Raw genomic sequence first — 25,828 nt, 5'->3', positions numbered from 1 at the left:
CACTTAATCGACATTACCTAAAGTAGTTCTTTAAACCCACAAAACTATATTTTTCACATACCGCAAATTATTTCAAAATAATTTAATTCCATTTTCTCTAACAGATTTGAAAAGCCTGCTGAATAATTCATATTCAGCAGGCCTTCCTTAAGTTCATTACTTTACTTTTGCACCATTTTCGAGTTTAGGATCAACTGATGCTAATTTTAAAATTCCATCTTTCTCACCGGCTAAAATCATTCCTTGTGATATTTCACCACGTAATTTTACTGGTTTTAAATTTGCTACGACAATTACTTTTTGACCTATTAAATCATCTGGTGTATAGAATTTCGCAATACCTGAAACTACTTGACGTTGCTCATATCCTAGATCAACTTGAAGCTTTAATAATTTATCTGCTTTCGGAACAGTTTCACATGCAGTCACAGTAGCTACACGCAAGTCTACTTTCATAAAATCATCAATAGTAATTTCAGGAATTTCTGGATTTTCTTCAGTTTTTGCTACCTTTTTAATTTCTTCATCCTGTGGTGTTTTCACAGAGCCACGCATTTCCTCACGAATATAAGTAATCTCAACCTCATTTTCTAAGCGTGGGAAAATCGGTATCCCTTTTTCTACCACTTTAATGTTTGCTGGAATAGTATTGCCGAATGTTTCAATTGTATCCCATGCTAAGAATTTGTCATCTAATCCTAACTGATCGATCATACGTTTCGGAGTTGTTGTCATAAATGGTTGCAACATGACAGCGATTTGATGTAAGCTTTCTGCCAAATTTCGCATAACTGCACCTAATTTTGGCTTGTCTGACTCCTCTTTTGCTAACACCCATGGTTGTGTCTCATCTATATACTTATTTGTGCGTGAAACAAGCGTCCATAAGTCTGCCAGAACGACACTAAATTGCATTTTTTCCATACTTTCTTCATATTTAATACGTACCGACTCAGCTTGCTCTTTTAAAGCTGCATCAAATTCTGTCGGTTGAAGATTTTCTGTCGGAATAATCCCATCAAAATATTTATTAATCATTGAAATTGTACGATTTAATAAGTTCCCTAAATCATTAGCCAGATCAAAGTTTGTACGTTCAATAAATGATTCTGGTGAAAATACCCCATCAGAGCCAAATGGTAATTCTCGTAATAGGAAATAACGTGTCGCATCTAGACCATAACGCTCGATTAACATTTCAGGATAAATTACATTACCTTTTGATTTAGACATTTTACCGTCTTTCATCATAATAAAACCATGAGCAAATACTTTTTTCGGTAATGGCAAATCTAGTGCCATTAAGAAGATTGGCCAATAAATCGTATGAAAACGAACAATATCCTTCCCTACTACATGTACATCTGCTGGCCAATATTTGTTGAATAATGATTCATCTTCTGATAGATAACCTAAGGCTGTAATATAATTCGTTAATGCATCAACCCACACATAAATAACATGCTTTGGATCTCCTGGTACTTTAATTCCCCAGTCGAAGGATGTTCTTGATACCGATAAATCCTCTAGTCCTGGTTTAATGAAGTTGTTAATCATTTCATTTTTTCGTGATTCTGGCTCAATAAATTCAAGGTTCTCTTCATAATAAGCTAATAAACGATCTGCATATTTCTTCATATTAAAGAAGTACGATTCTTCTTTAACTTTATGCACCGGACGACCACAATCAGGACAGTTCCCGTCAACTAGTTGAGTCTCAGTAAAGAATGATTCACACGGTGTACAGTACCAGCCTTCATACTCACCTTTATAGATATCACCATTATCTAAAAACTTTTGGAAAATCTTTTCGACAGCTTTCGTATGTCGATCCTGGGTTGTTTGAATAAAGTCATCATAAGAAATATCCATTAAACCCCAAAGTTTTTTCGCAGCATCTGCAATTTCATTTACATAATCTTGAGGATGTTTGCCCGCTTCTGCTGCTTTTTCTTGAATTTTTTGGCCATGTTCGTCCATTCCTGTTAAAAAGCGTACATCATAACCTTTTAAACGTTTATAGCGTGCAATAGTATCAGATGCTACTGTTGTATATGCCGTACCAATATGAAATTTCCCACTTGGATAGTAAATGGGTGTTGTTATATAGAATGTTTTTTGTTGTTCACTCACTAGAACTGCCTCCATTGTTTTACAATATACTTTCTATTCTAACGAAGTACGAAATTCGTTTCAATGAAAGTTTATTAATCGCGAAAATTGTCGAATAATATATTTAATCCATTAAATGACTTAAATAAGAACCTTTTTTACTACTAACAAAAATATTTATTAAAAACCTTTTAAAAAAATTAAAATACCTGCATTCTTCTCAAAAATTTTTTTTAAAAGCATAATATTAGTGCATTAATTAATTGACGTTTATGGCATTACTTGGTATGATAACTATCAGACAAAGAAATAATGTCGAAATTTGACGAAATACCAATATAACTTTTATAAATTAGGAGGAAATCTATTATGAAATCAACAGGGATTGTTCGTAAAGTCGATGAGTTAGGTCGTGTAGTAATTCCTATCGAGTTACGCCGTACGCTAGGAATTGCTGAAAAGGACGCTTTAGAAATCTATGTGGATGATGATAAAATCATCTTAAAAAAATATATGCCTAATATGACATGTGCTGTTACTGGTGAAGTTTCAGATGATAACTTCCGTCTAGTTGGAGGCAAATTAATTTTAAGTCCAGAAGGCGCTGAAATGTTAGTTAAAGAAATTCAATCTAACTTAAAAAAATAATTAGTTACTCACCTAAATCAAAACAGTGATTTAGGTGTTTCTGTTTATTAATATAACCAATTTCTTAATCCCTTATAATGTCCATGTCAGACCTTTCTATTTTAGGTTACTATTATTTACAATTATTATCAATTTAAAATTGAGTCTCAAAATTATTACTTCTCAACTTTTAAGTTTCGAAGTCATGAACTAAATAAAAATAAAGAGCTACCCTAATAAGGTAACTCTTTACTATTAATTACTATGATATTCATTATAAACATCTCGCTTTGACACTTGCCTTAACTTACCTACTTCTTTAATGGCTTCTTTTGAAGATACATTCGATTGATTGATAATGAAATCAACATGTTCAACAATGGACATGTTTTGCCAATAAGCTTCTTCATGATCTTCCTCTTCTACACAGCTATTACCTTCAAGAACAATACAAAACTCTCCTCGTATTTCCTCTGTTTGTGACCATTCTACAGCTTCAGACAAAGTACCTCTTAAAAACTCTTCAAACTTCTTTGTCAGCTCTCGAGCTAAAACAATACGACGTTCCCCGAGTATAGCTTCCATATCTTTTAATGTATCCTTTAAGCGATGTGGTGCCTCATAGAGTAAAATCGTTTCTTGGCGTTTTTTTAATTGTTCTAATTGCTGGCGACGTTCCTTTTTTCCGCGATTCAAAAATCCATAAAAGAAAAACGGCTGTGGCGATAACCCAGATGCAATTAATGCTGAAATCGCTGCATTAGGCCCTGGCACTGGTACAACAGAAAAGTTTTGAGCAATTGCTTTTTCAACTATATCTGCACCTGGATCAGAAATACAAGGTAAACCTGCATCACTTACTAATGCAATTGTTTTTCCTTCCTGTAGTAATGTTAACAATTTTTCTCCACCTACGGCTAAATTATGTTCGTGATAGCTGATTAGCGGTGTTTCAATCTCAAAGTAGTTACACAGCTTTTTGGTGTTTCTAGTATCTTCTGCCGCGATAATATCGGCTTCTTTTAAAATGCGAAGTGCACGCACACTCATATCTTCTAAATTACCAATAGGTGTTCCTACCAGATATAAACAACCTGTCTGTTCGTGTATTGTACTTTTTTGTGATTTCACGATTCGCCCCTCCTTATATAATTAATTTTCTGTGTTCTTGTTAATTGCTTAAAGGCATATTCAGCACGCATTGCTTCTTGCTTTGTCTCAAATATTTCTTTATAAATACATTTCACTGGACCTCTAGCCCTTGTATATTTTGCTCCTTTACCAGCGTTATGTACAGCAACACGTTTTTCTATATTATTTGTATACCCTGCATAAAGAGTTTGATCAGCACACTCTAACACATAAAAGTAGTGATTATTGCTCTTTTCCATAAAGAATTTCTCTCACTTCTGCCGTGTATTCATTTTTAGCATCATAAACATACAACGGCGGCAGAATTTTTAAATCAGGCTTTCCATCTTTTATTCCTTCTATTAATAATGTATTCGCCTCTTTCCCTTCCTTCGGATAAATGAGCTGCATCCGTTTAGGCTCTAAGCGATTTGCTCGCATAGCTGTCACAATATCTAATAATCGCCCTGGTCGGTGGACAAATGCGGCCTTGCCCCCTTGCTTTAATAATTTACTTGCTGATTGAATGGCTTCTTCCAATGTTAAATACAATTCATGGCGTGCTATGGCATGATGCTCACTAAGATTTTTATCACTTGCTTCATGTGCTAAAAAATAGGGCGGATTACAGGTAACCACATCATACTTTTCAATGCCAAGTTGTTTCGGTATTTCTTTAACATCTCCAAGAATCATTTGAATTTGCTGTTCTAGCTGATTGTAACGGATACTTCTCTCTGCCATCTCAAATAAACGTGGCTGAATTTCTACTCCCGTTATCTGTCCCTTTGTACGTGCACTTAAAAAAAGTGGTATCACACCATTTCCTGAGCATAAATCAACAATTTTTCCTTTATGATAAGGAATACTGACAAACTTCGAAAGCAGTACTGCATCTAATGAGAACGAAAAGACAGAGGGACTTTGAATAATACGTAAATTCTCAGCCAACAAATAATCTAACCGCTCGTCACCTTTTAGCCATTTTTCCATGCTTACTCCTCCTACACTACAAAACAAAAGACTGACACCACCTTAGCGGGAATCAGCCTTTTATTACACATTTTGTTTATTTAAAAATGATAGACAAAACAGACAATCCTCACCCTTACGTGAACTTCCAAAATGAACATGGCAAACATGGAAGCCCTCTTGGTAGAGGCGAGCTAAGTTATCATATCCCTCACCAATATCTAGCGGACTCTCTTTCTTTACTTCAGCAGCTTGTACGGAGTTTGTATTAGAAAGTAGTTCTTCTAGACGTGTACGTAGATGATGATTTTCTGTTTCAAGTGCCTTATGCTCTTCCATCATTAACGCTACAAATTGTTTCAATGCACCAAATTGCTCTTGCATTGCTTCGAGCTGTTGTTCGAACTCCATAACGGTATCTAAGAAATTACGGTCCTTCACCCAAGCCACCTCGTTAAATTCTCTATCTTAAATAAGATTTTTTTCGCATGCTAGCAGTTCTTCTAGTGTATACTCAACTGTGCGTTCCTGCTCATGTAAATATACTTGAATAAGTCTTTCCAGCACATTTAGCCCTACTACTTTCCCACGGCCATCTGGTGTCATTGTTATCTCACCAACATCTGGCATGCCCTCTTTTGCTTCTTCATATTCATCATTTTCATACTTTAAGCAACACATTAAACGTCCACAAAGGCCAGATATTTTTGAAGGATTTAATGATAAGTTTTGATCTTTAGCCATTTTAATAGAAACAGGCTCAAAATCACCCAAAAATGTGGAGCAGCAAAGCATTCTACCACATGGACCGATACCACCTAAAAGCTTGGCTTCATCACGCACACCGATTTGACGAAGTTCAATACGTGTTCTAAAAACCGAGGCTAAATCTTTTACTAGATCCCTAAAATCAACTCGTCCTTCAGCTGTAAAGTAAAAAATAATTTTATTACGATCAAATGTATATTCAACATCTACAAGTTTCATTTCTAAATTATGCTCTATAATTTTCGTACTAGCGAGCTCAAATGCACGCTTTGATTCCGCTGCATTTTCTTCTACTTGTATACGATCACGATCATCTGCTGGTCTAAGTACTTGTTTTAGTGGTAATACAACATCATTATCACCCACTACCTTTTGAGGGACAACTACTTTTCCATACTCTACACCGCGGGCTGTCTCTACAATAACATATTGACTATCCTCTAGTAGAAATGATGCCGGATCAAAATAATATATTTTACCCGCCTTTTTAAAGCGGACTCCTACTACATTATACAAATGTATATCCCTCCTGCAGATTTAGCATTAACTGCTCCATCAATAACGTCCTATTCATGTTACGCTGTAAAGAGGCACGTGCTTGTAAAATAGATTCCATCTGATTTGATAATCTCTCATAAGTGGAATATAGCGCAACTTCTTTAAATAGTGGTAACATGTCTGGATAAGTACAAGCTGCCTCGGGATTAGCTTTTATTGACACTATATCACGGTAAGCAAATAGTAGTAAATCCAATGCTTGCTCCATCTCACTTTTTTCTTTAAAGTGAGGCAACCACTCTTCATGCACAATAAGCAATGCTTCGTGTACATTTTGCCGAATGGCCTCTACTAATTTTAACACTGTTTTTCGAGCGAGTGCAAACTGCTCATCATTTGCTAAAAATATCGCTGTTTCTACCTCGTTTGTCATCATGCTTACTGTTGAGGCCATTGAATGAGAGATATTATTTTCCTGTAAATGCTTCAACAAAACATGACGTGGCATTTTTTGAAATTTGATATGTTGACAACGAGAACGGATAGTTGGAAGTATTGACTGCATTTGCTCTGTTAGTAATATGGCAGTTACTTCTCCTTCTGGCTCCTCTAAAAATTTTAGTATCATATTTGCAGAGGCTGTATTAAGACGGTCTGCATGATGAAGCACATAAATCTTACGTCCTTCTTCTACACCCACCATTTTCATTTCTCCAATGAGCTCTCGCATCTGATCAATTTTTATGAATTGACCATCTGGATAAATTTGATGAATATTTGGATGATTTCCCGAATCTACACGTTTGCAATTTCGACATGTTTCACATGGAACATTTCCATTTGGTTGCTCGCATAACATTAATTTGACAAAAAAGTGCATAATATCTGCCTTGCCTGTCCCTTTTTCGCCATCAAAAATATATGCATGTGCTAATCTATTCTTGTCAAATATTGTTTGAAGCTGCTTCATTACGACTGGTTGCAGTGTGAGTAGCTCTTCAACATTCTTGGCCATACATTTAAATTCCTTCCTGTCTCTACAACAAAAAGTGATACTTTCTTGCACTCTTGTAAAGAAATATTGCAGTTGTTTACTTTAATGACGAGTAGCCATATCAACATTTGAAAAAAGCCCGCGCCTAAATGAGAATGAGACACGGGTTTTACATATATAAATTAATTAGTAAGCCTTTAATTTCACCGATTTTATCAAGAAGATCTATTGCTTCTTTTTCTTCGTCTAAAAGATCCTGTGCAAGTTCGACAAGACGTGTATCAATGGTTTCAATGATTTTCAGACGTCTTCCTTCACCAAAACGATTCCAAGTATGTGATTGTTTTAACTCCATACCATGTTCTACTGTCTCTTGTAGAAATCGTTTAACAAGCATTTTAAACCTAGCAAGTTCTCGTAAATTACGTGATCTAGCTACTCGGTCCCCTGCAGTAGATATATCCCCTAACAAACGCGTGAGTTGTTCTGTTTGCAGCTTATTACCTTGCTTGACGACCATATCTCCAAATCGGTTATTTTGATTATTATTTTGTAGTGGCTCTTTGCGATTTGTATTTAACCCGACACGTATATCTTGATTAATCTTCAAGCTAGTTTCGCCCCCACAGTTTTATCTATTTCTCCTAGGCATAATCGTTTTTAAATAAAATGTTTCATAGTAACAAATAATTCATGATTTAGCTTCGGAGGCTACTTTTTAAAAATGATGGAATTGTTCAATCGGTAAAACAAATACGGTAGCTCCTCCCACCTCTACCTCCACAGGGTAAGGTATATAGGAATCAGCATTTCCTCCTAACGGAGAAACGGGTGCAACCATTTGCTCTCTTGCCCGACAATTATCCCGAATAATATCTAAAAGTTTGGGTATGAGAGAGTCTTCAGTTCCTATAAGAAATGTCGTATTTCCTGAACGTAAAAATCCTCCTGTGCTCGCTAATTTAGTTGCGCGAAACTGATTTTTCGTTAAAGCATTTGATAAGCGGCTGCTATCCTGATCTTGCACTACAGCTACGACTAACTTCATTCGCACTCACCCCTTTTATAAAATTCACTAGATAGATTTCAATTCTATTCGTAAGTCTTAGCTTATAAATAATTATCTTAGTTCATCGAAAGTTTAAACTACTGTTGAACTAGAGGAACATCAGCATGTTGACATAAAAACTCTATAAGAAAGTTTTAAAAGAGACATCTACAAGGTTCCCTAAACACATAATGTATCTACACAAAGGTGTGTCAGACCTAATAGGTACTTCCACAAATGATGCCCTCTTAGTGAAGATAAATTAATGGATAATATCATTATATCACATTGTTGTAGACAACTTCATGCATTTACTGCATTGCTTCCAATAATAATAACCATACATCTTCCACAACATTTTCAATATCTTGATCTGCGTTGACTACACGTATTCGCTCTGGATACTGCTCTACTAATTGTAAATATCCTTCACGTACCTTCTGATGAAACGGCAAGCTTTCAACGTCTAAGCGGTTTACTTCCCGATTGCCAGTTGCATGAATACGCGCTAAGCCAACCTCTGGAGCAAGATCAAATAGTATGGTCACGTCAGGTAATTTCTTCCCAATAGCAAATTCATTAATAGAAAGCACCTCATTGACACCTATACCTCTTGCATATCCTTGATAGGCTAAAGAGGAATCGATAAAACGGTCACATATCACTAACTTCCCTGCATCTAATGCAGGACGTACTTTTTCAAAATAATGCTGGCTTCTTGCTGCAGCATATAACAATGCCTCTGTTCGTTCATCCATAGCAGTATGTGCAGGATTCAAAATAATCGTTCTTATTTTTTCTGCAATCTCAATTCCACCCGGTTCTCTTGTTGCTAGAACTTCAATATTTTTTTCTGTTAATCGCTTTGCTATCATTTGAATGACCGTTGTTTTTCCTGCTCCCTCTGGTCCTTCAAATGTGATAAATAAATTGCTATTCATGCTGTTATTGCCTCCAACTATTTAATAACCTGAATCATTTTTTCTGCTAAACGATGATTCCCCTGGAATGTTGCACCTGCTGCTAGTAGCTCTTCCAATTGACTTAACTTAGCTACTGTTATTCTTTCTCCTGGTACTAATAATGGTATCCCAGGTGGATAAGGAATGATCATATTTGCTGAAATTCGCCCCATTGTACGCATATATGGTAACCATTCTTTCTTTAATGATGCAACCTCATTAAAGGTATATAGAGGCTCAGTAATCGGTACAAAATGATAGGCTGTTTGAGAAGCCGTTATGCTATCTGTTTTAGCTGTGTTTAATAGCGTTGATATAGCCTCTTTTATACGAACCCTGATTTCAGCAAATGGGTAGGTATGTCCTTGCTTCAGCAAAGGTAACACAAATAAAACCTGATTGGCATCTGCCAGTTCCCCATACACATGCTTTGCCTCTAATGCCTCCTGTAATTGAAAGCCACTATAACCATTAACACGTAACAATACTTTAAGTGGATCATCTACTTCAATTACTTCTAATGATCCAATTGCTCGTAATGCATCTATCCATTGATTCTTTTTTTCTATTATATATGCCCCATCACTCTCCATATATGTCTGTACATAATAACGAGCATCATCTAATGATGCTAATAATAAGTAAGATGGGCTACTAGATTGTAACATGCGTAAGTAGTGATGTATTTTGTCAGCCTCTATCAATTGCGACTTAACATGCATAAAAGAAGCCATCGTCATAGCAGGTAGAGTCTTATGGGCTGATTGAACAACAACGTCTGCTCCAAGTGTCAATGCAGATGGCTGAAATAGCGTACATGCATTAAAATGAGCGCCATGTGCTTCATCCACCAATACAGGTATTCCCTTGTCATGACAATAAGCAATTTGTTGCTGTATTTCATTCGAAGTCATCCCATAATAAGTAGGATATGTTAAAACTACTGCTTTCGCCTCTGAATAATTTTCTACGGCTTCTTTTAAATCTCTATAAGTTACATGTGTCGCCGACAATGTCCGTTCATCCCATAGCGGCGACACAAAAATTGGCTTAGCCCCAACAAGTTCAATAGCATGGAAAATTGATTTATGTGCATTACGCTGAACAATAATGGTATCACCTTTGTTACAAGTAGCATAAATCATTGCTAAATTGCCAACAGTAGACCCTCCTACTAAAAAGAAGCTCTTCGTTGCCCCATATGTATCTGCCAATAGATTTTCGGCTTCTAAGATCATTTTCTCAGGGTAATGTAGATCATCTAATCCCGATAATTCAGTTACATCATAACGCATTACATCTTTAAATGCTTGAGGAAGGTGGGACAGTTCGCCATATTTATGACCTGGGACATGAAAAGAAATATTTTGTTGCTGTCGAAAACGTTCTAACCCTTCTATAATTGGTTTTTTCTTTTGCAAAACAAACACCCATTTTCGTTAGATTCTCGTTTAATTATACGAAATTATAACGAGAGAAAAAAGCTATCCTTCCACAAGGTAATCCACTTTATTTAGTAAACAACCTTTTCATCAAAATTAATCACCGTTTGATATCATTATCGTTGACGCTTCATCCAAAAATAGAGTCATCTATACCTAAATCATCTTTTTGCAGCCGTAAAAGTTGCTTGTTAAAATAAAACCGATTATTGCTGTTATCTGTAATAATCGGTTAACCACTTATTTTCATATCACTAGTCTTGTAATGCTTGAATGGCCATTGCTTCCACTAATTGCTCTATCAGTCGAGGTACAAAATTATCTAATACTGGATTCATCATTCCTGCTAAAAATCCACTAGCTTTCATTGTTAAATTACCAATCAGTTGTGGTGATTCATTTTGATTTTGCATTATTTCAAAAGACCCATTACCAATTATCGGATCAGATAAACCCTCTAAATCAAACTGTATTTGATGAGCATCAGATTTTTTTACTTTAAGTTTTACTTTAACAGCTTTTTTAATTATGCCAAAGTCTCCTTGGAAAACCCAGATCATATCGTCTTCATTTAGTAATTCGTGATGTAAGTAACCTGGTATTAAAACAGCCCATTGTTCTCTATTTTGAATAAAATTCTCTAATTTTTCTTTCTGTATATTGATTTCCTTACTACATTGTCCTGTTGCCACTCCATTGCACCCCTTTGTTTATTTTTATCGCTCTATTAAACTTTAACATTTTATAGGTTTCTATATAAACAAAAAAACCACTGAATTCTCAGTGGTTACTAATTTGCCTAGCGACGTCCTACTCTCACAGGGGGAAGCCCCCAACTACCATCGGCGCTAAAGAGCTTAACTTCCGTGTTCGGTATGGGAACGGGTGTGACCTCTTTGCCATCATCACTAGACTTTTATTCGACCTCCAATACACGGCGTATTACGGCGTCTTGAAGCTCTCTTTTTTTATTGAAAGATTTGTTCTTTCAAAACTGGATAAACGGCACATTGAATGTTTCAAACTTTTTTGGTTAAGTCCTCGATCGATTAGTATTCGTCAGCTCCATGTGTCACCACACTTCCACCTCGAACCTATCTACCTCATCGTCTTTGAGGGATCTTACTTACTTGCGTAATGGGAAATCTCATCTTGAGGGGGGCTTCATGCTTAGATGCTTTCAGCACTTATCCCGTCCACACATAGCTACCCAGCGATGCCTTTGGCAAGACAACTGGTACACCAGCGGTGTGTCCATCCCGGTCCTCTCGTACTAAGGACAGCTCCTCTCAAATTTCCTACGCCCACGACGGATAGGGACCGAACTGTCTCACGACGTTCTGAACCCAGCTCGCGTACCGCTTTAATGGGCGAACAGCCCAACCCTTGGGACCGACTACAGCCCCAGGATGCGATGAGCCGACATCGAGGTGCCAAACCTCCCCGTCGATGTGGACTCTTGGGGGAGATAAGCCTGTTATCCCCGGGGTAGCTTTTATCCGTTGAGCGATGGCCCTTCCATGCGGAACCACCGGATCACTAAGCCCGTCTTTCGACCCTGCTCGACTTGTAGGTCTCGCAGTCAAGCTCCCTTGTGCCTTTACACTCTACGAATGATTTCCAACCATTCTGAGGGAACCTTTGGGCGCCTCCGTTACCTTTTAGGAGGCGACCGCCCCAGTCAAACTGTCCGCCTGACACTGTCTCCTGCCCCGCTAAGGGGCATGGGTTAGAATTTCAATACAACCAGGGTAGTATCCCACCGACGCCTCCTTCGAAGCTGGCGCTCCGAGATCTCTGGCTCCTACCTATCCTGTACAAGTTGTACCAAAATTCAATATCAGGCTACAGTAAAGCTCCACGGGGTCTTTCCGTCCTGTCGCGGGTAACCTGCATCTTCACAGGTACTATAATTTCACCGAGTCTCTCGTTGAGACAGTGCCCAGATCGTTACGCCTTTCGTGCGGGTCGGAACTTACCCGACAAGGAATTTCGCTACCTTAGGACCGTTATAGTTACGGCCGCCGTTTACTGGGGCTTCAATTCGCAGCTTCGCTTGCGCTAACCACTCCTCTTAACCTTCCAGCACCGGGCAGGCGTCAGCCCCTATACGTCACCTTACGGTTTTGCAGAGACCTGTGTTTTTGCTAAACAGTCGCCTGGGCCTATTCACTGCGGCTCTCATGCGCTTGCACGCTCAAGAGCACCCCTTCTCCCGAAGTTACGGGGTCATTTTGCCGAGTTCCTTAACGAGAGTTCTCTCGCACACCTTAGGATTCTCTCCTCGACTACCTGTGTCGGTTTGCGGTACGGGCACCTCTCACCTCGATAGAGGCTTTTCTTGGCAGTGTGAAATCAGGAACTTCGTCCATACGGACTCGCCATCACAGCTCAACGTTACAGTGTGCGGATTTGCCTACACACACGCCTTACTGCTTGGACGCGCACAACCAACGGCGCGCTTACCCTATCCTACTGCGTCCCCCCATTTCTCAAACGGTGAGGAGGTGGTACAGGAATATCAACCTGTTGTCCATCGCCTACGCCTATCGGCCTCGGCTTAGGTCCCGACTAACCCTGAGCGGACGAGCCTTCCTCAGGAAACCTTAGTCATACGGTGGACGGGATTCTCACCCGTCTTTCGCTACTCATACCGGCATTCTCACTTCTAAGCGCTCCACCAGTCCTTCCGGTCTGACTTCAACGCACTTAGAACGCTCTCCTACCACTGACATCGTAGATGTCAATCCACAGCTTCGGTGAATCGTTTAGCCCCGATACATTTTCGGCGCAGCGTCACTCGACCAGTGAGCTATTACGCACTCTTTAAATGATGGCTGCTTCTAAGCCAACATCCTGGTTGTCTGTGCAACGCCACATCCTTTTCCACTTAACGATTACTTTGGGACCTTAGCTGGTGGTCTGGGCTGTTTCCCTTTTGACTACGGATCTTATCACTCGCAGTCTGACTCCCGTGTATAAATATCTGGCATTCGGAGTTTGTCTGAATTCGGTAAACCGGGATGGCCCCCTAGTCCAAACAGTGCTCTACCTCCAGTATTCTCATCACGAGGCTAGCCCTAAAGCTATTTCGGAGAGAACCAGCTATCTCCAAGTTCGATTGGAATTTCTCCGCTACCCACACCTCATCCCCGCACTTTTCAACGTGCGTGGGTTCGGGCCTCCAGTAAGTGTTACCTCACCTTCACCCTGGACATGGGTAGATCACCTGGTTTCGGGTCTACGACCACGTACTACTTCGCCCTATTCAGACTCGCTTTCGCTGCGGCTCCGCCTTCTAAAGCTTAACCTCGCACGTAATCGTAACTCGCCGGTTCATTCTACAAAAGGCACGCTATCACCCATTAACGGGCTCTAACTACTTGTAGGCACACGGTTTCAGGATCTCTTTCACTCCCCTTCCGGGGTGCTTTTCACCTTTCCCTCACGGTACTGGTTCACTATCGGTCACTAGGTAGTATTTAGCCTTGGGAGATGGTCCTCCCGGATTCCGACGGAATTTCACGTGTTCCGCCGTACTCAGGATCCACTCAGGAGAGAACGAACTTTCGACTACAGGGCTTTTACCTGCTCTGGCGGACCTTTCCAAGTCGCTTCATCTAACTCGCTCTTTTGTAACTCCGTATTGAGTGTCCTACAACCCCAAGAGGCAAGCCTCTTGGTTTGGGCTCTTCCCGTTTCGCTCGCCGCTACTCAGGGAATCGATTTTTCTTTCTCTTCCTCCAGGTACTTAGATGTTTCAGTTCCCTGGGTCTGCCTTCAAGACGCTATGTATTCACGTCAAGATACTACGCGATTAAACGTAGTGGGTTCCCCCATTCGGAAATCTCCGGATCAAAGCTCACTTACAGCTCCCCGAAGCATATCGGTGTTAGTGCCGTCCTTCTTCGGCTCCTAGTGCCAAGGCATTCGCCGTGCGCCCTTAATAACTTAACCAAGTTATTAAGCCTATAAAAAAACTTAAAAAATAAATGTGTTTGTTACAATTTCAATGTCGTTTTATCCAGTTTTCAAAGAACAAGTTTTGAAGTGTTTCATTCAGAAGAATGAACCTTCAAAACTGAACGCAAAACGTAATCTTACAAACCCAAGGTTTGTATTCCGAAAATATCCTTAGAAAGGAGGTGATCCAGCCGCACCTTCCGATACGGCTACCTTGTTACGACTTCACCCCAATCATCTATCCCACCTTCGGCGGCTGGCTCCAAAAGGTTACCTCACCGACTTCGGGTGTTACAAACTCTCGTGGTGTGACGGGCGGTGTGTACAAGGCCCGGGAACGTATTCACCGCGGCATGCTGATCCGCGATTACTAGCGATTCCGGCTTCATGTAGGCGAGTTGCAGCCTACAATCCGAACTGAGAACGACTTTATCGGATTAGCTCCCTCTCGCGAGTTGGCAACCGTTTGTATCGTCCATTGTAGCACGTGTGTAGCCCAGGTCATAAGGGGCATGATGATTTGACGTCATCCCCACCTTCCTCCGGTTTGTCACCGGCAGTCACCTTAGAGTGCCCAACTAAATGATGGCAACTAAGATCAAGGGTTGCGCTCGTTGCGGGACTTAACCCAACATCTCACGACACGAGCTGACGACAACCATGCACCACCTGTCACCGTTGCCCCCGAAGGGGAAACTATATCTCTACAGTGGTCAACGGGATGTCAAGACCTGGTAAGGTTCTTCGCGTTGCTTCGAATTAAACCACATGCTCCACCGCTTGTGCGGGCCCCCGTCAATTCCTTTGAGTTTCAGTCTTGCGACCGTACTCCCCAGGCGGAGTGCTTAATGCGTTAGCTGCAGCACTAAGGGGCGGAAACCCCCTAACACTTAGCACTCATCGTTTACGGCGTGGACTACCAGGGTATCTAATCCTGTTTGCTCCCCACGCTTTCGCGCCTCAGCGTCAGTTACAGACCAGAAAGTCGCCTTCGCCACTGGTGTTCCTCCAAATCTCTACGCATTTCACCGCTACACTTGGAATTCCACTTTCCTCTTCTGCACTCAAGTCCCCCAGTTTCCAATGACCCTCCACGGTTGAGCCGTGGGCTTTCACATCAGACTTAAAGGACCGCCTGCGCGCGCTTTACGCCCAATAATTCCGGACAACGCTTGCCACCTACGTATTACCGCGGCTGCTGGCACGTAGTTAGCCGTGGCTTTCTAATAAGGTACCGTCAAGGTACAGCCAGTTACTACTGTACTTGTTCTTCCCTTACAACAGAGTTTTACGATCCGAAAACCTTCTTCACTCACGCGGCGTTGCTCCATCAGGCTTTCGCCCATTGTGGAAGATTCCCTACTGCTGCCTCCCGTAGGAGTCTGGGCCGTGTCTCAGTCCCAGTGTGGCCGATCACCCTCTCAGGTCGGCTACGCATCGTCGCCTTGGTGAGCCGTTACCTCACCAACTAGCTAATGCGCCGCGGGCCCATCCTATAGCGACAGCGAGATGCCGTCTTTCAGTCTTTCACCATGAAGTAAAAGAGATTATTCGGTATTAGCCCCGGTTTCCCGGAGTTATCCCAAACTATAGGGTAGGTTGCCCACGTGTTACTCACCCGTCCGCCGCTAACGTCAAAGGAGCAAGCTCCTTTTCTGTTCGCTCGACTTGCATGTATTAGGCACGCCGCCAGCGTTCGTCCTGAGCCAGGATCAAACTCTCCATAAAAGAAATTTGATTAGCTCAAATTGTTTTGCTGGCATCATGTTTGATGTCCAAAATTGCGTTTCGTTCACTAGTAAAGCTAGCTACTTAAAACTTTATTGATTACGTTTTGCTTGTTCAGTTTTCAAGGTTCATTTTGTTTACTGCTGTTTCAGCAGCAACTCTTATATAATATCATGCGCTGCACACCGTGTCAACAATAATTTTAAAATTATTTTTTCGTTTCAATCAGTTGTATTAGCGACTTATATAAATATACCATAATCTTTTTATATTGCAAGCCTTTTATAAAATAAATATTAAAGCTGTTATTCCTAAGACACCAGGAATACCTAAAACAGCAATTGTTAAGACCGAAAACAGATTGATTGGCACATTATATCCTATATAACCAATACCTAAATGGATTACGAATAATAGTAGAAAAGCAAATGCAAATCTAAACCAAAACACCGATAATCCTTCTAAGATTTTACCCATTTTAGCATGTCTTATTATTACATAAAGAAAAAGAAGCCCGACAGGAATACAAATACTCATAATTACTAACTCAGACATATAGTTGCCCCCTCAATTAAATAATTATGAAAGTTTATGTTTCCTGTTTTGCTTCTATGAATATTTTACAAAGACCTATTTTATTAATACCTTACGAATTCTGGCTTCCTTAAACAAATAGAAATGAATACTTTCGGCTGTTTTGCGTTGAGCAATTACACCTAGGTCATAATCATCCATTAATTCTTCTATTATCTTTGCCTGTTGTAAATCCTCTTTTGTTTCTTTAATCAGATTCACAAGCTTATCATCAAATTCCTTTTTTAATTTCCCTTTACTACGGAAGAACATACTAATCCCTCACTCATAACTCGCGTCGGCCTTCCATTGCCTTAGACAGCGTAACCTCATCTGCATATTCTAGATCTCCACCTACTGGCAATCCATGAGCAATACGAGTTGTACGAATGCCTGACGGTTTGACAAGGCGAGAAATATACATAGCGGTTGCCTCACCCTCGATTGTTGAATTTGTAGCTAAAATAAGTTCTTGGACACTTTCATTTTGCAAGCGCACTAGCAAAGAAGCAACATTAATATCTTCTGGACCAATACCATCCATTGGTGAAATTGCTCCTTGAAGTACATGGTACATACCGTTGTAGTCACGCATTTTTTCCATTGCAATCACATCTTTTGTATCTTGTACAACACAAATAATAGAATGATCTCGTTGCTTATCTGTACATATGTGACATGGATCTACATCTGTTATATTGCCACAAACAGAACAGTAGCTTAGGTTTCGTTTAGCATCAATCAGTGCTTTAGAGAAAGATAATACATCATCTTCCTTCATTGTTAACACAAAAAACGCCAGACGAGCCGCAGTTTTCGGCCCGATACCTGGCAATTTCATAAAACTATCGATCAATTTAGATATTGGTTCTGGGTAGTACATATGAATACCTCCTAGAACGGAAGGTTTAAGCCTTGCGTGAATTTACCCATAGTTGAGTTTGTTTTTTCTTCTACTTTTTTCAACGCTTCATTTGTTGCAATAACAATTAGGTCTTGTAGCATTTCGATATCTTCTGGGTCTACTACAGATTCATCTAGATTTACTGAAACTACTTCACGCTGACCAGAAACTGTTACTTTCACCATACCGCCGCCTGCAACACCTTCAAATTGCTCAGCATTTAGAGCTTCTTGAGCCTCCATCATTTCCTTTTGCATTTTTTGCATTTTTTTCATCATACCTTGCATATTTCCCATTCCACGCATAAATGTTTCCTCCTAAAAATTTAATCTTCAATAATTTCAACAAAATCTTTACCAAAGAGCTTTTCAGCCTCTGTCACAAGTGGATCTTGTGAAGCAAGAGGTTGGGCATCATCGATAAATGGTTCTTCTGGCATTTCTGCCGGTGGTGGCTCTAATAATTCTTCTCCATGCTCTGATTCAGTCTGTGATTTCTTTTGCTGCAGACCATGATCACGAATAAACTCTTCACGCATTTTTAACCATGATTCTTCTGGTATACATAGCATTTCGTACATTGTACCAGTTTGCCCTGCAATTAATTGTGTAAAGTGAGCCTTTAAAGACTGGTTGTCGGCAACCATCTGACAATGAATATCATACTTGAATTTTAACACAAAAGCACTTGAAGATGCCGCAACAGGTTCGGCTTCTGCCAAAAGAGCAGATTGTGATTTTTGCATTTGACTTAAGGCTTGTGCCCAAATGGACTTAATACGTTGCACATCTTGCTTTGTGGCATCTTTCAGCACTTCCTGAATACGACCTGTAGGTGCTTTATAACCATTCGGACTTTTAGCTCGAGGCCGTTGCTCTTTTTGTGCTGTCGACGTCGTTTGCATAGGTGTCCCCGTTTGCAGTTGTAAGGATAGTTGCTGAACCAGCTGTTCAAGAGCTACAATTTTTTGAGTGAGATCAGGGTTTTCTCCCATTTCATTTGTAGTCACCGTCTGATGGGCTATCCCTCCTGAAAACTGTACCATTTTAAGCAAAGCCGTCTCTAAATAAATTTTAGTATGGTGAGAGAAACGCATCTCTTGCTGTGTCTTTGCAAGTATATCAATATACCCATAAAGCATATTTGGTGCAAATTCGTGTGCTAAAGTGAATACACGTTCCTCAGGAGATACAAGCTCTAAAAGTTCAGCTAAATCATCACTTGTTTGAAGTAATAATAAATCGCGGAAAAATGTAATTAAATCTTCTGAGAGCCGCAAAGGGTCCTTACCGTCAGCTATTAGTTGCTCTAAAAGGGCAAGCATTTGCGCAACATCTTTTACTTTGAGTGCCTCTGCTAGATCATAAAAAATATCCTGACTAATAGAACCTGTCACTAATAACGTATCCTCAAGTTTTAATTTTTCGCCGCTAAAAGACACAACTTGGTCCAATAAGCTTAAAGCATCACGCATTCCCCCTGCGGCTGATTGTGCAATCACCTTTAAACCTTGTTCTTCATATGGTAAGTCAATATCTTCTAAAACAACCTTCATACGTTCAATAATATCATTAGTAGAAAGTCGTTTAAAATCAAAGCGCTGACAACGAGAAATGATCGTAGCAGGCAATTTATGAGGCTCTGTAGTTGCTAAAATAAACACAGCATGAGGAGGTGGTTCTTCCAACGTTTTTAAAAGAGCGTTAAAAGCGCTTGTAGAAAGCATATGCACTTCGTCTATGATGTACACCTTATATCTACTGCTTGCGGGAGCAAAACGAACCTTTTCTATGATATCCCTAATCTCTTCAACACGTGAATTTGAGGCTGCATCAAATTCAATAACATCTGGATGTGAACCATCTGTAATACTTATGCATGTAGCACATTCATTACACGGCTCTTTCGACGGTGCATGTTCACAATTCAAGGCCTTCGCAAAGATTTTAGCAGTACTTGTTTTCCCTGTACCACGGGGCCCAGAAAACAAGTAAGCGTGTGTTGTTTTATTTGCTAGGAGAGCATTTTGTAGCGTTCTTTTGACATGTGTTTGACCAGACATTTCTCGAAAAGATTGCGGTCGATACACACGGTAAAATGCTTGATACGTCACTGACTTCCTCTCTCCTTCTCCATTTAATTGAATACTTTTATTATAGCATTTGCTGCATTATATAGAAAATGAAGTTGCTAAATTTAAAATAAAAAAGCATCCGCCTATAATAGACGGATGCTTTGAATTGGCAATTTAATGCCGTGCACCTTTCCTTGACAGCCGCACATAAGCGTTACTCTTGTCGTTAGCTCAGATTAGGCAACCCCGCGGCACATGAATAAGACCACTTAATGCTGCTTCCTTCCGGACCTGACATGGTTCATGGGTATCCATTGCGCAGGACCCAATCGTCAACACTACGTGCAAAAGGCAGACCAAACAATACGGACAGCCTCGAAAAAGGAATTCAGTCTCGCTAGAGCGGATTGCGAGTTACAGGACACCGCTACCTTCCCACCTAGCACGGCAATAACTAGTATACTGACTGTTTGTATAAAATGCAACTTAATGCACAAATTATTTATTTCTAAGTGACGATTTAAACAATATATATTTTTTTAAAAATTATCTTGACGTTCGTTTCTAGTTATGATAAATTTATTTTTGTCGATAAGACAGTAAAGCAATATAACATGGAGGTATACCCAAGTCTGGCTGAAGGGATCGGTCTTGAAAACCGACAGGCGGGTAACACCGCGCGGGGGTTCGAATCCCTCTACCTCCTCCAGTTTTAAATCTCCGACTACGAATGTAGCCGTTTTTTTTTGCCTAAATTGTATGTATTACTTGTTAGATACCACTTCCGCCTCGGTTGTGGTATTTTTTATTATATCAATGATGGGAGGTTGTTGAATTGCAATCGAAATTACTTATGACACGTGCTTCCCTTACTTGGATTTTCATTATTGCTGTTATGACCGCAATAGGTAGTGAAATTAAAATTATGCCTTTTGCTAATACAACATTCCGTTTTGGTTTAGGAACAATTGTCTTCTTTTTATGCACATTAATTAAACCTACACCAATTATTTTAGCTGGTGTAGCTACCAGTATTGTGACAACTATTTTTCGGGTTATTAATTCGACATTACATGATGTTCCGATTGCCGAGAGTATATTTAACCATTTACCAGCCGGTTTATTTTATGTATTGTTTGCAGTATGCCTGCAAGTTTTAGATATTCAACAATACAGAGAAAAACCACTAAAACTTGGTTTACTCGTTGCTTTTAGTGAGGTCATCAGTAATTTAGCTGAACAAATTTTCCGCTTTTTTGTCCAAACATATACTTTTTTATTTCTCCATGATCTCTTGATCCTATTAGCAGTAGCATTATTACGAAGCTTTTTTGTAGTAGGGATTTATAGCTCTATTTTGGTAGCGGAACAAAAAAAACGGGTACAAGAAATGCTGAATATTGGATCTGACCTCTATGTGGAGACACTATATTTAAAAAAATCAATGAATCATATTGAAACAATTACAGGTAGTGGTTATGAATTATATCGTCAGTTAAAGACGCTAGGTTTTCGAGCCGAGAGTTTACAAGCACTTCATATTGCCCAGGAAATCCATGAAGTGAAAAAGGATTCTCAACGGATATATGCTGGGATTTCAAAGATTGTCGGTGAAAAGAGCTTTGGCCCTTTCGTATTATCTGAATTATTGCATTATATTGAAGAAGGTAATAGGAAGTATGCAGAATTACTCGGTAAGGAAATACAATTTAATACATGTATAGACTTCGATTTTCAAACGAAAGATCATATTGCATTGCTTGCTCTATTAAATAATTTATCAGCCAATGCTGTTGAGGCTATTGAAAAGCAAGGGATCATTTCTATTGCTATTGAGCGCCAAGAGGATAATACTGTAATAACAGTATGTGATAATGGACAAGGGATTTCACAAGCAGATATTTCTGTTATTTTTGAACCTGGATACACCACTAAATTCAATGTTGATGGTGTTGCAGCAACTGGCATTGGGCTTTCACATGTTGCTGAACTAGTAGAAAAATTAAAAGGCTCAATAACCGTTGAATCAAACAATCAATACACAACGTTTAAAATCATAATTCCTACGCAAACTATTCAAACGGGAGAGACTTAAATGAGGTATTTTATTGTAGATGATGATCGTGCAAGTCGTGTTATGTTAAAGCAAATTATTGAAGATAGCGGGTTAGGAACAGTTATTGGTGAGGCTCGAAATGGTGAAGATGCCATTCCACAAATTTTAATGACACAGCCAGAGTTTGTACTTATTGATTTACTGATGCCTAAGCTTGATGGTATCGCAACTGTGGAACAACTTATGCAAAATCGTTTCGAGGGACAATTTATTATGATTTCACAGGTAGTGAATAAGGACATGGTTGGCGAAGCATATGAGCAAGGAATTGAATTCTTCATTCATAAACCAATCAATCGTATTGAAGTTGAAAATGTTTTAAAAAAAACAACTGAACAATTTCGACTTAAAAATTCACTATTAGTGATACGTCAATCACTTACAAACATTGAGTTAAGTGAACAAAAGACTCATAAAGCTACATCACGAGACCATATTCAATCTATTTTGAATGATATGGGGATTGTCGGCGAAATTGGTAGTGAGGATATCATTGCCATTATAGAAACATTACTTGCCCACCAGCACAAGATTGCACCCCTTCCTCCATTAAAGGAGCTTTATGAAGAAATTGCAGCTGTGACCAAGGCTACGCCAGATGAAATTTTAAAAGAGAGTAAGGCCATCGAGCAGCGTGTGCGTCGTACAATATTAGCTGCCATGATTAATCTTGCTAATTTAGGGGTTGTTGATTACACAAACTCAGAATTCGAGTACTATGCTCCTCGTTATTTTGATTTTAAAGAAATTCGTCAGCTCATGACACAGATTGAAGATCACGATAATCGTAAAGCAAAGGTAAATATTAAGAAGTTTATTCAAGTGTTATATTCAGACATTTTAACAAAAGTAAATTAATTTTCTCGGATTTTGTCGGATTCCATAAGTCCTCCGTATTATTAAAGTAAGGCGTGTCCTAAAAATTTAATATTAGGGGAGGTACAAAGGATTTGAAAAAGAAATTTAAAGTCAGTTTAGCCGCTCAGATTTTAATCGGTTTGATTTTAGGGATCATTGTTGGTGGTATCTTTTACGGAAACCCCAAAATTGAGACATATCTACAACCATTAGGGGATATATTTTTACATCTTATTAAGATGATTGTTGTACCGATTATTATTTCGACATTAATCGTTGGTGTTGCTGGTACTGGAGATATGAAGCAACTTGGACGATTAGGCGGGAAATCAATAATTTACTTTGAGATTATTACTACAGTTGCAATCGTAGTTGGATTACTTTCTGCAAACATTTTCCAACCTGGTGCAGGTATTAACATGAATGAATTATCTCAAGGGGATATTTCGAAGTATGTATCAACAACTGAGGAAGTACAGCATGAAGGACCATTTGATATCATTGTAGGCATTGTCCCAACAAATATTATTCAGTCAATGGCTGAAGGTAATATGCTAGCAATTATCTTCTTCTCAGTTATTTTCGGTTTAGGGGTTGCTGCAGTAGGTGATCGAGGGAAACCAGTCTTAGACTTCTTCCAAGGGGTAGCAGATGCTATGTTCTGGGTAACAAACCTCGTAATGAAATTCGCTCCACTAGGGGTATTTGGTTTAATTGGTGTAACCGTTTCCAAATATGGGTTTGCTTCACTGGTTCCACTTGCCAAATTGGCTATTCTTGTTTATGCAACAATGCTATTCTTTATCTTTATCGTTCTTGGACTTGTGGCAAAATTCGCAGGAATCAGCATCTTCTATTTAATTAAAGTATTAAAAGATGAGCTAATTTTAGCCTTCTCAACAGCAAGTTCTGAAGCTGTATTACCACGTGTTATGATGAAAATGGAGAAATTAGGGGCGCCAAAGGATATTGTATCTTTTGTTATACCGACCGGTTACTCCTTTAACTTAGATGGGTCAACACTATATCAAGCCATTGCAGCATTATTTATTGCTCAAATGTACGGTATACACCTAAGCATTGGTGAACAAATTACGTTAATGCTTGTATTAATGGTTACATCTAAAGGTATTGCAGGTGTTCCAGGGGTATCATTCGTAGTACTTCTAGCAACTTTAGGTACTGTAGGTATTCCACTTGAGGGACTAGCCTTCATTGCTGGTATTGACCGTATTCTTGATATGGGACGTACAGTTGTTAACGTAATTGGTAACTCATTAGCGTCATTAGTAATGGCTAAGTGGGAAGGCCGTTTCGATCGAGAAAAAATGAAAAATTACTTTAATGATAATGAAAATCTAGCGTAATTTAAAAAAATCCTCACGATGTTGGATGGCATCGTGAGGGTTTTTTTATTTTGCTAACACTTTATCTAAATAAGCGATAATTGATTCTTTTCCATTGGCATGTGCTTCTTGAGCGCGCTTTTCATCTTTTTCAAGCTTAGCCTCTGCTGCTACAACAATTTTTTCAGCATCTTGTTGTGGCACAACAATTACACCATCCACATCCCCAATAATATAATCACCAGGATGAACCGTAACTCCTCCAATGGCGATCGGTACATTTACTTGTCCACCGCCGTTTTTATTGCCTGCTGCTACAGTAGTGCCTAACGAAAATACAGGGAAATTTAATTCACGAATTGCTGCAATATCGCGGATTACGCCGTCCACAACAAAACCCTGTACACCTATCCCTTTTGCTAAGGAGATTACAAAATCTCCAGCAACAGCTCGGTTTGTATTTCCTTTTGCATCAATGACTAAAATATCCCCTTCATTTGCAGCCCTAATCGCTTCCAAAACTGCCCCATTTTCACCATCTGGTAAACGTACAGTTACAGCTCGCCCAGCAACTTTAAAATGGTCTGCTAACGGCTTAATATCACTTCGCACATTAGTATGTCCGCCTGTTGCATCTGAAATAGCTGTTGTTGGTAAATGCTGAAAGCTTACTTCCATTTTTGTCATACATAACACCCCTATTATGATTAATGACTTACACTAGTATTGTAAATAAAAAATATATCCTATTTCAATATATCTCGAAAATAGTAGTCATTAGTAGAGTTAAATAATTTCAATAAATTGCTTTGATTGCTCGTCTAAGGCTTCAGCAGCAGACGCTATTTCACTAAAGTCTTTCGCTGTGACAGTAATTTGTTCATTTGTTTTATCTATTTTTTCTGCTATTTTTGTAATACTATCAGTCACCTGACCAATTTCTCGCTCAATGCCCTCTACATTATCCTTCACTTCTGAAATAGATTGTTCAACTCTTACAGAAAGCTTGCGTACCTCTTTCGCTACTACATCAAAACCTCTACCATATTCTCCAGCCCTAGCGGCTTCAATAGCTGCATTTAATGCCAATAAATTAGTTTGTGAGGCAATTTCTTGTATAGTCTTGACTATTCCTTTAATAGAATCTGCTTGTTTCTGAAGTTGCACAAGATTACTTACATTTTCATTTGATTCCTTTGAAACTACTTTAATGGTTTCTAGTAGATCTTGGCTATTTTGAATGCCCGCCTCTGAACGCTGGTAAAGCTTATTAGACATGCCCTTCAACTTGTTAGCAACACTAACAATCTCATGTTGCCGTTCAGTGATATTGGTAGCTATTTTGGATACACCTATTACTTTTCTTGCATTATTTGCGAAGACAGGCATATATGTCGCTTCCAGCCAAATTATATTACCTCTAGCATCAATTCTTTCTATTTTGTCCTGATAGCTGTTTCCTGCCGTTAGGTTGCGCCAAAATTTATCGTACTCCATACTATTAATGAAATCAGGCAAACAAAAGTCTTGATGATGTTTTCCTAGCATTTCCTGCACTGTATAGCCTAATGTTTGAGCAAATAGTTCATTGACATACGCTACTCTTCTATCCATATCGAAGCGTATAATGGCTATATTGCGTTCAATAGCCTGTACTACTAAATCATCGGTTACTTGAGCCTCTACACTATGCATAAAGAACACCCCATCCA

The 25,828-nt window shown here is 39.2% G+C and carries 23 protein-coding genes, 1 tRNA gene, 3 rRNA genes and 1 other RNA gene; 5 read left to right on the top strand and 23 right to left on the bottom strand.

Annotated features, from left to right (window positions below; all coding sequences use genetic code 11):
- Nucleotides 1–156: 156 nt before the first annotated feature.
- On the bottom strand, nt 157–2,148 hold the full coding sequence (metG, locus tag LCP48_RS00650) for a methionine--tRNA ligase (RefSeq protein WP_237497404.1): 1,992 nt from the start codon (nt 2,146–2,148) through the stop codon (nt 157–159).
- 333 nt (nt 2,149–2,481) lie between these two features.
- On the opposite strand from metG, the gene LCP48_RS00645 reads away from it, so the two are divergent.
- The gene (locus LCP48_RS00645; RefSeq protein ID WP_004229214.1) at nt 2,482–2,760 is read left to right on the top strand and encodes a transition state genes transcriptional regulator AbrB; all 279 of its coding nucleotides are present in this window, start codon (nt 2,482–2,484) and stop codon (nt 2,758–2,760) included.
- 234 nt (nt 2,761–2,994) lie between these two features.
- On the opposite strand, the gene rsmI is transcribed toward LCP48_RS00645, so the two are convergent.
- From rsmI to ffs, 20 genes are all read right to left on the bottom strand, one after another.
- Nucleotides 2,995–3,870 carry a 16S rRNA (cytidine(1402)-2'-O)-methyltransferase gene (gene rsmI / locus LCP48_RS00640; RefSeq protein ID WP_004229216.1) on the bottom strand — a complete coding sequence of 292 codons (876 nt, stop codon included), beginning with the start codon at nt 3,868–3,870 and terminating at the stop codon, nt 2,995–2,997.
- Nucleotides 3,867–4,130, bottom strand: a complete 264-nt coding sequence (locus LCP48_RS00635) for a GIY-YIG nuclease family protein (RefSeq protein WP_004229219.1) — start codon at nt 4,128–4,130, stop codon at nt 3,867–3,869. The genes rsmI and LCP48_RS00635 overlap by 4 nt, the downstream gene beginning before the upstream one ends.
- Nucleotides 4,114–4,863 carry a tRNA1(Val) (adenine(37)-N6)-methyltransferase gene (locus tag LCP48_RS00630; RefSeq protein ID WP_009374178.1) on the bottom strand — a complete coding sequence of 250 codons (750 nt, stop codon included), beginning with the start codon at nt 4,861–4,863 and terminating at the stop codon, nt 4,114–4,116. The genes LCP48_RS00635 and LCP48_RS00630 overlap by 17 nt, the downstream gene beginning before the upstream one ends.
- A 63-nt stretch (nt 4,864–4,926) precedes the next feature.
- On the bottom strand, nt 4,927–5,283 hold the full coding sequence (gene yabA, locus LCP48_RS00625; RefSeq protein ID WP_004229222.1) for a DNA replication initiation control protein YabA: 357 nt from the start codon (nt 5,281–5,283) through the stop codon (nt 4,927–4,929).
- Nucleotides 5,284–5,310: 27 nt separating this feature from the next.
- Nucleotides 5,311–6,126 (bottom strand): PSP1 domain-containing protein, encoded by an 816-nt coding sequence (locus LCP48_RS00620; RefSeq protein ID WP_048395431.1) that lies wholly within the window; start codon nt 6,124–6,126, stop codon nt 5,311–5,313.
- Nucleotides 6,119–7,123, bottom strand: coding sequence for a DNA polymerase III subunit delta' (holB, locus tag LCP48_RS00615; protein ID WP_004229226.1), 1,005 nt, complete (start codon nt 7,121–7,123; stop codon nt 6,119–6,121). The genes LCP48_RS00620 and holB overlap by 8 nt, the downstream gene beginning before the upstream one ends.
- Nucleotides 7,124–7,271: 148 nt before the next feature.
- Nucleotides 7,272–7,712, bottom strand: coding sequence for a YaaR family protein (locus LCP48_RS00610; RefSeq protein WP_004229228.1), 441 nt, complete (start codon nt 7,710–7,712; stop codon nt 7,272–7,274).
- A 108-nt stretch (nt 7,713–7,820) separates the two neighbouring features.
- On the bottom strand, nt 7,821–8,150 hold the full coding sequence (locus LCP48_RS00605; protein WP_004229230.1) for a cyclic-di-AMP receptor: 330 nt from the start codon (nt 8,148–8,150) through the stop codon (nt 7,821–7,823).
- A gap of 311 nt (nt 8,151–8,461) precedes the next feature.
- The gene (tmk, locus tag LCP48_RS00600) at nt 8,462–9,091 is read right to left on the bottom strand and encodes a dTMP kinase (RefSeq protein ID WP_004229232.1); all 630 of its coding nucleotides are present in this window, start codon (nt 9,089–9,091) and stop codon (nt 8,462–8,464) included.
- Nucleotides 9,092–9,108: 17 nt separating this feature from the next.
- A complete protein-coding gene (locus tag LCP48_RS00595; protein WP_004229234.1) occupies nt 9,109–10,533 on the bottom strand; it encodes an aminotransferase class I/II-fold pyridoxal phosphate-dependent enzyme in 1,425 nt (474 codons plus the stop codon).
- Between the two features lie 275 nt (nt 10,534–10,808).
- On the bottom strand, nt 10,809–11,246 hold the full coding sequence (locus LCP48_RS00590; protein ID WP_004229238.1) for an SRPBCC domain-containing protein: 438 nt from the start codon (nt 11,244–11,246) through the stop codon (nt 10,809–10,811).
- A 105-nt stretch (nt 11,247–11,351) separates the two neighbouring features.
- Nucleotides 11,352–11,467: ribosomal RNA gene (gene rrf / locus LCP48_RS00585) — 5S ribosomal RNA — on the bottom strand.
- 116 nt (nt 11,468–11,583) lie between these two features.
- A 23S ribosomal RNA gene (locus LCP48_RS00580) occupies nt 11,584–14,511 on the bottom strand.
- Nucleotides 14,512–14,692: 181 nt separating this feature from the next.
- Nucleotides 14,693–16,245: ribosomal RNA gene (locus LCP48_RS00575) — 16S ribosomal RNA — on the bottom strand.
- Together the 16S, 23S and 5S rRNA genes form the textbook arrangement of a ribosomal RNA operon.
- A 282-nt stretch (nt 16,246–16,527) precedes the next feature.
- Nucleotides 16,528–16,800, bottom strand: coding sequence for a pro-sigmaK processing inhibitor BofA family protein (locus LCP48_RS00570; protein WP_004233951.1), 273 nt, complete (start codon nt 16,798–16,800; stop codon nt 16,528–16,530).
- Between the two features lie 75 nt (nt 16,801–16,875).
- Nucleotides 16,876–17,091 (bottom strand): YaaL family protein, encoded by a 216-nt coding sequence (locus LCP48_RS00565; RefSeq protein WP_004233954.1) that lies wholly within the window; start codon nt 17,089–17,091, stop codon nt 16,876–16,878.
- A 13-nt stretch (nt 17,092–17,104) separates the two neighbouring features.
- Nucleotides 17,105–17,701, bottom strand: a complete 597-nt coding sequence (gene recR / locus LCP48_RS00560) for a recombination mediator RecR (protein WP_004233956.1) — start codon at nt 17,699–17,701, stop codon at nt 17,105–17,107.
- 11 nt (nt 17,702–17,712) lie between these two features.
- The gene (locus tag LCP48_RS00555; RefSeq protein ID WP_004233957.1) at nt 17,713–18,027 is read right to left on the bottom strand and encodes a YbaB/EbfC family nucleoid-associated protein; all 315 of its coding nucleotides are present in this window, start codon (nt 18,025–18,027) and stop codon (nt 17,713–17,715) included.
- 20 nt (nt 18,028–18,047) lie between these two features.
- On the bottom strand, nt 18,048–19,835 hold the full coding sequence (dnaX, locus tag LCP48_RS00550; RefSeq protein ID WP_004233959.1) for a DNA polymerase III subunit gamma/tau: 1,788 nt from the start codon (nt 19,833–19,835) through the stop codon (nt 18,048–18,050).
- A gap of 141 nt (nt 19,836–19,976) precedes the next feature.
- Nucleotides 19,977–20,244, bottom strand: an RNA gene (gene ffs, locus LCP48_RS00545) — signal recognition particle sRNA large type.
- A 168-nt stretch (nt 20,245–20,412) separates the two neighbouring features.
- Between ffs and LCP48_RS00540 the strand changes: the two genes are divergently transcribed.
- From LCP48_RS00540 to LCP48_RS00525, 4 genes are all read left to right on the top strand, one after another.
- Nucleotides 20,413–20,505 (top strand) — tRNA-Ser (locus LCP48_RS00540).
- Nucleotides 20,506–20,631: 126 nt separating this feature from the next.
- Nucleotides 20,632–21,891, top strand: a complete 1,260-nt coding sequence (locus LCP48_RS00535; RefSeq protein ID WP_004233962.1) for a sensor histidine kinase — start codon at nt 20,632–20,634, stop codon at nt 21,889–21,891.
- Complete coding sequence (locus LCP48_RS00530) at nt 21,892–22,770, top strand: response regulator (protein ID WP_009374250.1); 879 nt, start codon at nt 21,892–21,894, stop codon at nt 22,768–22,770.
- Between the two features lie 92 nt (nt 22,771–22,862).
- Complete coding sequence (locus LCP48_RS00525; RefSeq protein ID WP_004233964.1) at nt 22,863–24,137, top strand: cation:dicarboxylate symporter family transporter; 1,275 nt, start codon at nt 22,863–22,865, stop codon at nt 24,135–24,137.
- A gap of 45 nt (nt 24,138–24,182) precedes the next feature.
- On the opposite strand, the gene LCP48_RS00520 is transcribed toward LCP48_RS00525, so the two are convergent.
- Nucleotides 24,183–24,803: an RraA family protein gene (locus tag LCP48_RS00520; protein WP_004233965.1), complete on the bottom strand. Its 621-nt coding sequence runs from the start codon at nt 24,801–24,803 to the stop codon at nt 24,183–24,185.
- Between the two features lie 99 nt (nt 24,804–24,902).
- The gene (locus LCP48_RS00515; protein ID WP_004233966.1) at nt 24,903–25,811 is read right to left on the bottom strand and encodes a methyl-accepting chemotaxis protein; all 909 of its coding nucleotides are present in this window, start codon (nt 25,809–25,811) and stop codon (nt 24,903–24,905) included.
- Between the last annotated feature and the right edge of the window lie 17 nt (nt 25,812–25,828).

It is taken from the genome of Lysinibacillus capsici (assembly GCF_020217405.1).
Taxonomy (GTDB): Bacteria; Bacillota; Bacilli; order Bacillales_A; family Planococcaceae; genus Lysinibacillus; species Lysinibacillus capsici.
The sequence above is the reverse complement of the archived record's forward strand: the minus strand, read 5'-3'. Positions and strand labels throughout refer to the sequence as shown.

What these genes read in the sequence shown, in the direction of transcription:
- LCP48_RS00555 (WP_004233957.1), bottom strand. Translation starts at nt 18,027, where the DNA reads ATGCGTGGAATGGGAAATATGCAAGGTATGATGAAAAAAATGCAAAAA.
- recR (WP_004233956.1), bottom strand. Translation starts at nt 17,701, where the DNA reads ATGTACTACCCAGAACCAATATCTAAATTGATCGATAGTTTTATGAAA.
- LCP48_RS00530 (WP_009374250.1), top strand. Translation starts at nt 21,892, where the DNA reads ATGAGGTATTTTATTGTAGATGATGATCGTGCAAGTCGTGTTATGTTA.
- LCP48_RS00605 (WP_004229230.1), bottom strand. Translation starts at nt 8,150, where the DNA reads ATGAAGTTAGTCGTAGCTGTAGTGCAAGATCAGGATAGCAGCCGCTTA.
- LCP48_RS00645 (WP_004229214.1), top strand. Translation starts at nt 2,482, where the DNA reads ATGAAATCAACAGGGATTGTTCGTAAAGTCGATGAGTTAGGTCGTGTA.
- metG (WP_237497404.1), bottom strand. Translation starts at nt 2,148, where the DNA reads ATGGAGGCAGTTCTAGTGAGTGAACAACAAAAAACATTCTATATAACA.
- tmk (WP_004229232.1), bottom strand. Translation starts at nt 9,091, where the DNA reads ATGAATAGCAATTTATTTATCACATTTGAAGGACCAGAGGGAGCAGGA.
- LCP48_RS00630 (WP_009374178.1), bottom strand. Translation starts at nt 4,863, where the DNA reads ATGGAAAAATGGCTAAAAGGTGACGAGCGGTTAGATTATTTGTTGGCT.
- LCP48_RS00570 (WP_004233951.1), bottom strand. Translation starts at nt 16,800, where the DNA reads ATGTCTGAGTTAGTAATTATGAGTATTTGTATTCCTGTCGGGCTTCTT.
- LCP48_RS00515 (WP_004233966.1), bottom strand. Translation starts at nt 25,811, where the DNA reads ATGCATAGTGTAGAGGCTCAAGTAACCGATGATTTAGTAGTACAGGCT.
- holB (WP_004229226.1), bottom strand. Translation starts at nt 7,123, where the DNA reads ATGGCCAAGAATGTTGAAGAGCTACTCACACTGCAACCAGTCGTAATG.
- LCP48_RS00565 (WP_004233954.1), bottom strand. Translation starts at nt 17,091, where the DNA reads ATGTTCTTCCGTAGTAAAGGGAAATTAAAAAAGGAATTTGATGATAAG.
- LCP48_RS00635 (WP_004229219.1), bottom strand. Translation starts at nt 4,130, where the DNA reads ATGGAAAAGAGCAATAATCACTACTTTTATGTGTTAGAGTGTGCTGAT.
- LCP48_RS00520 (WP_004233965.1), bottom strand. Translation starts at nt 24,803, where the DNA reads ATGACAAAAATGGAAGTAAGCTTTCAGCATTTACCAACAACAGCTATT.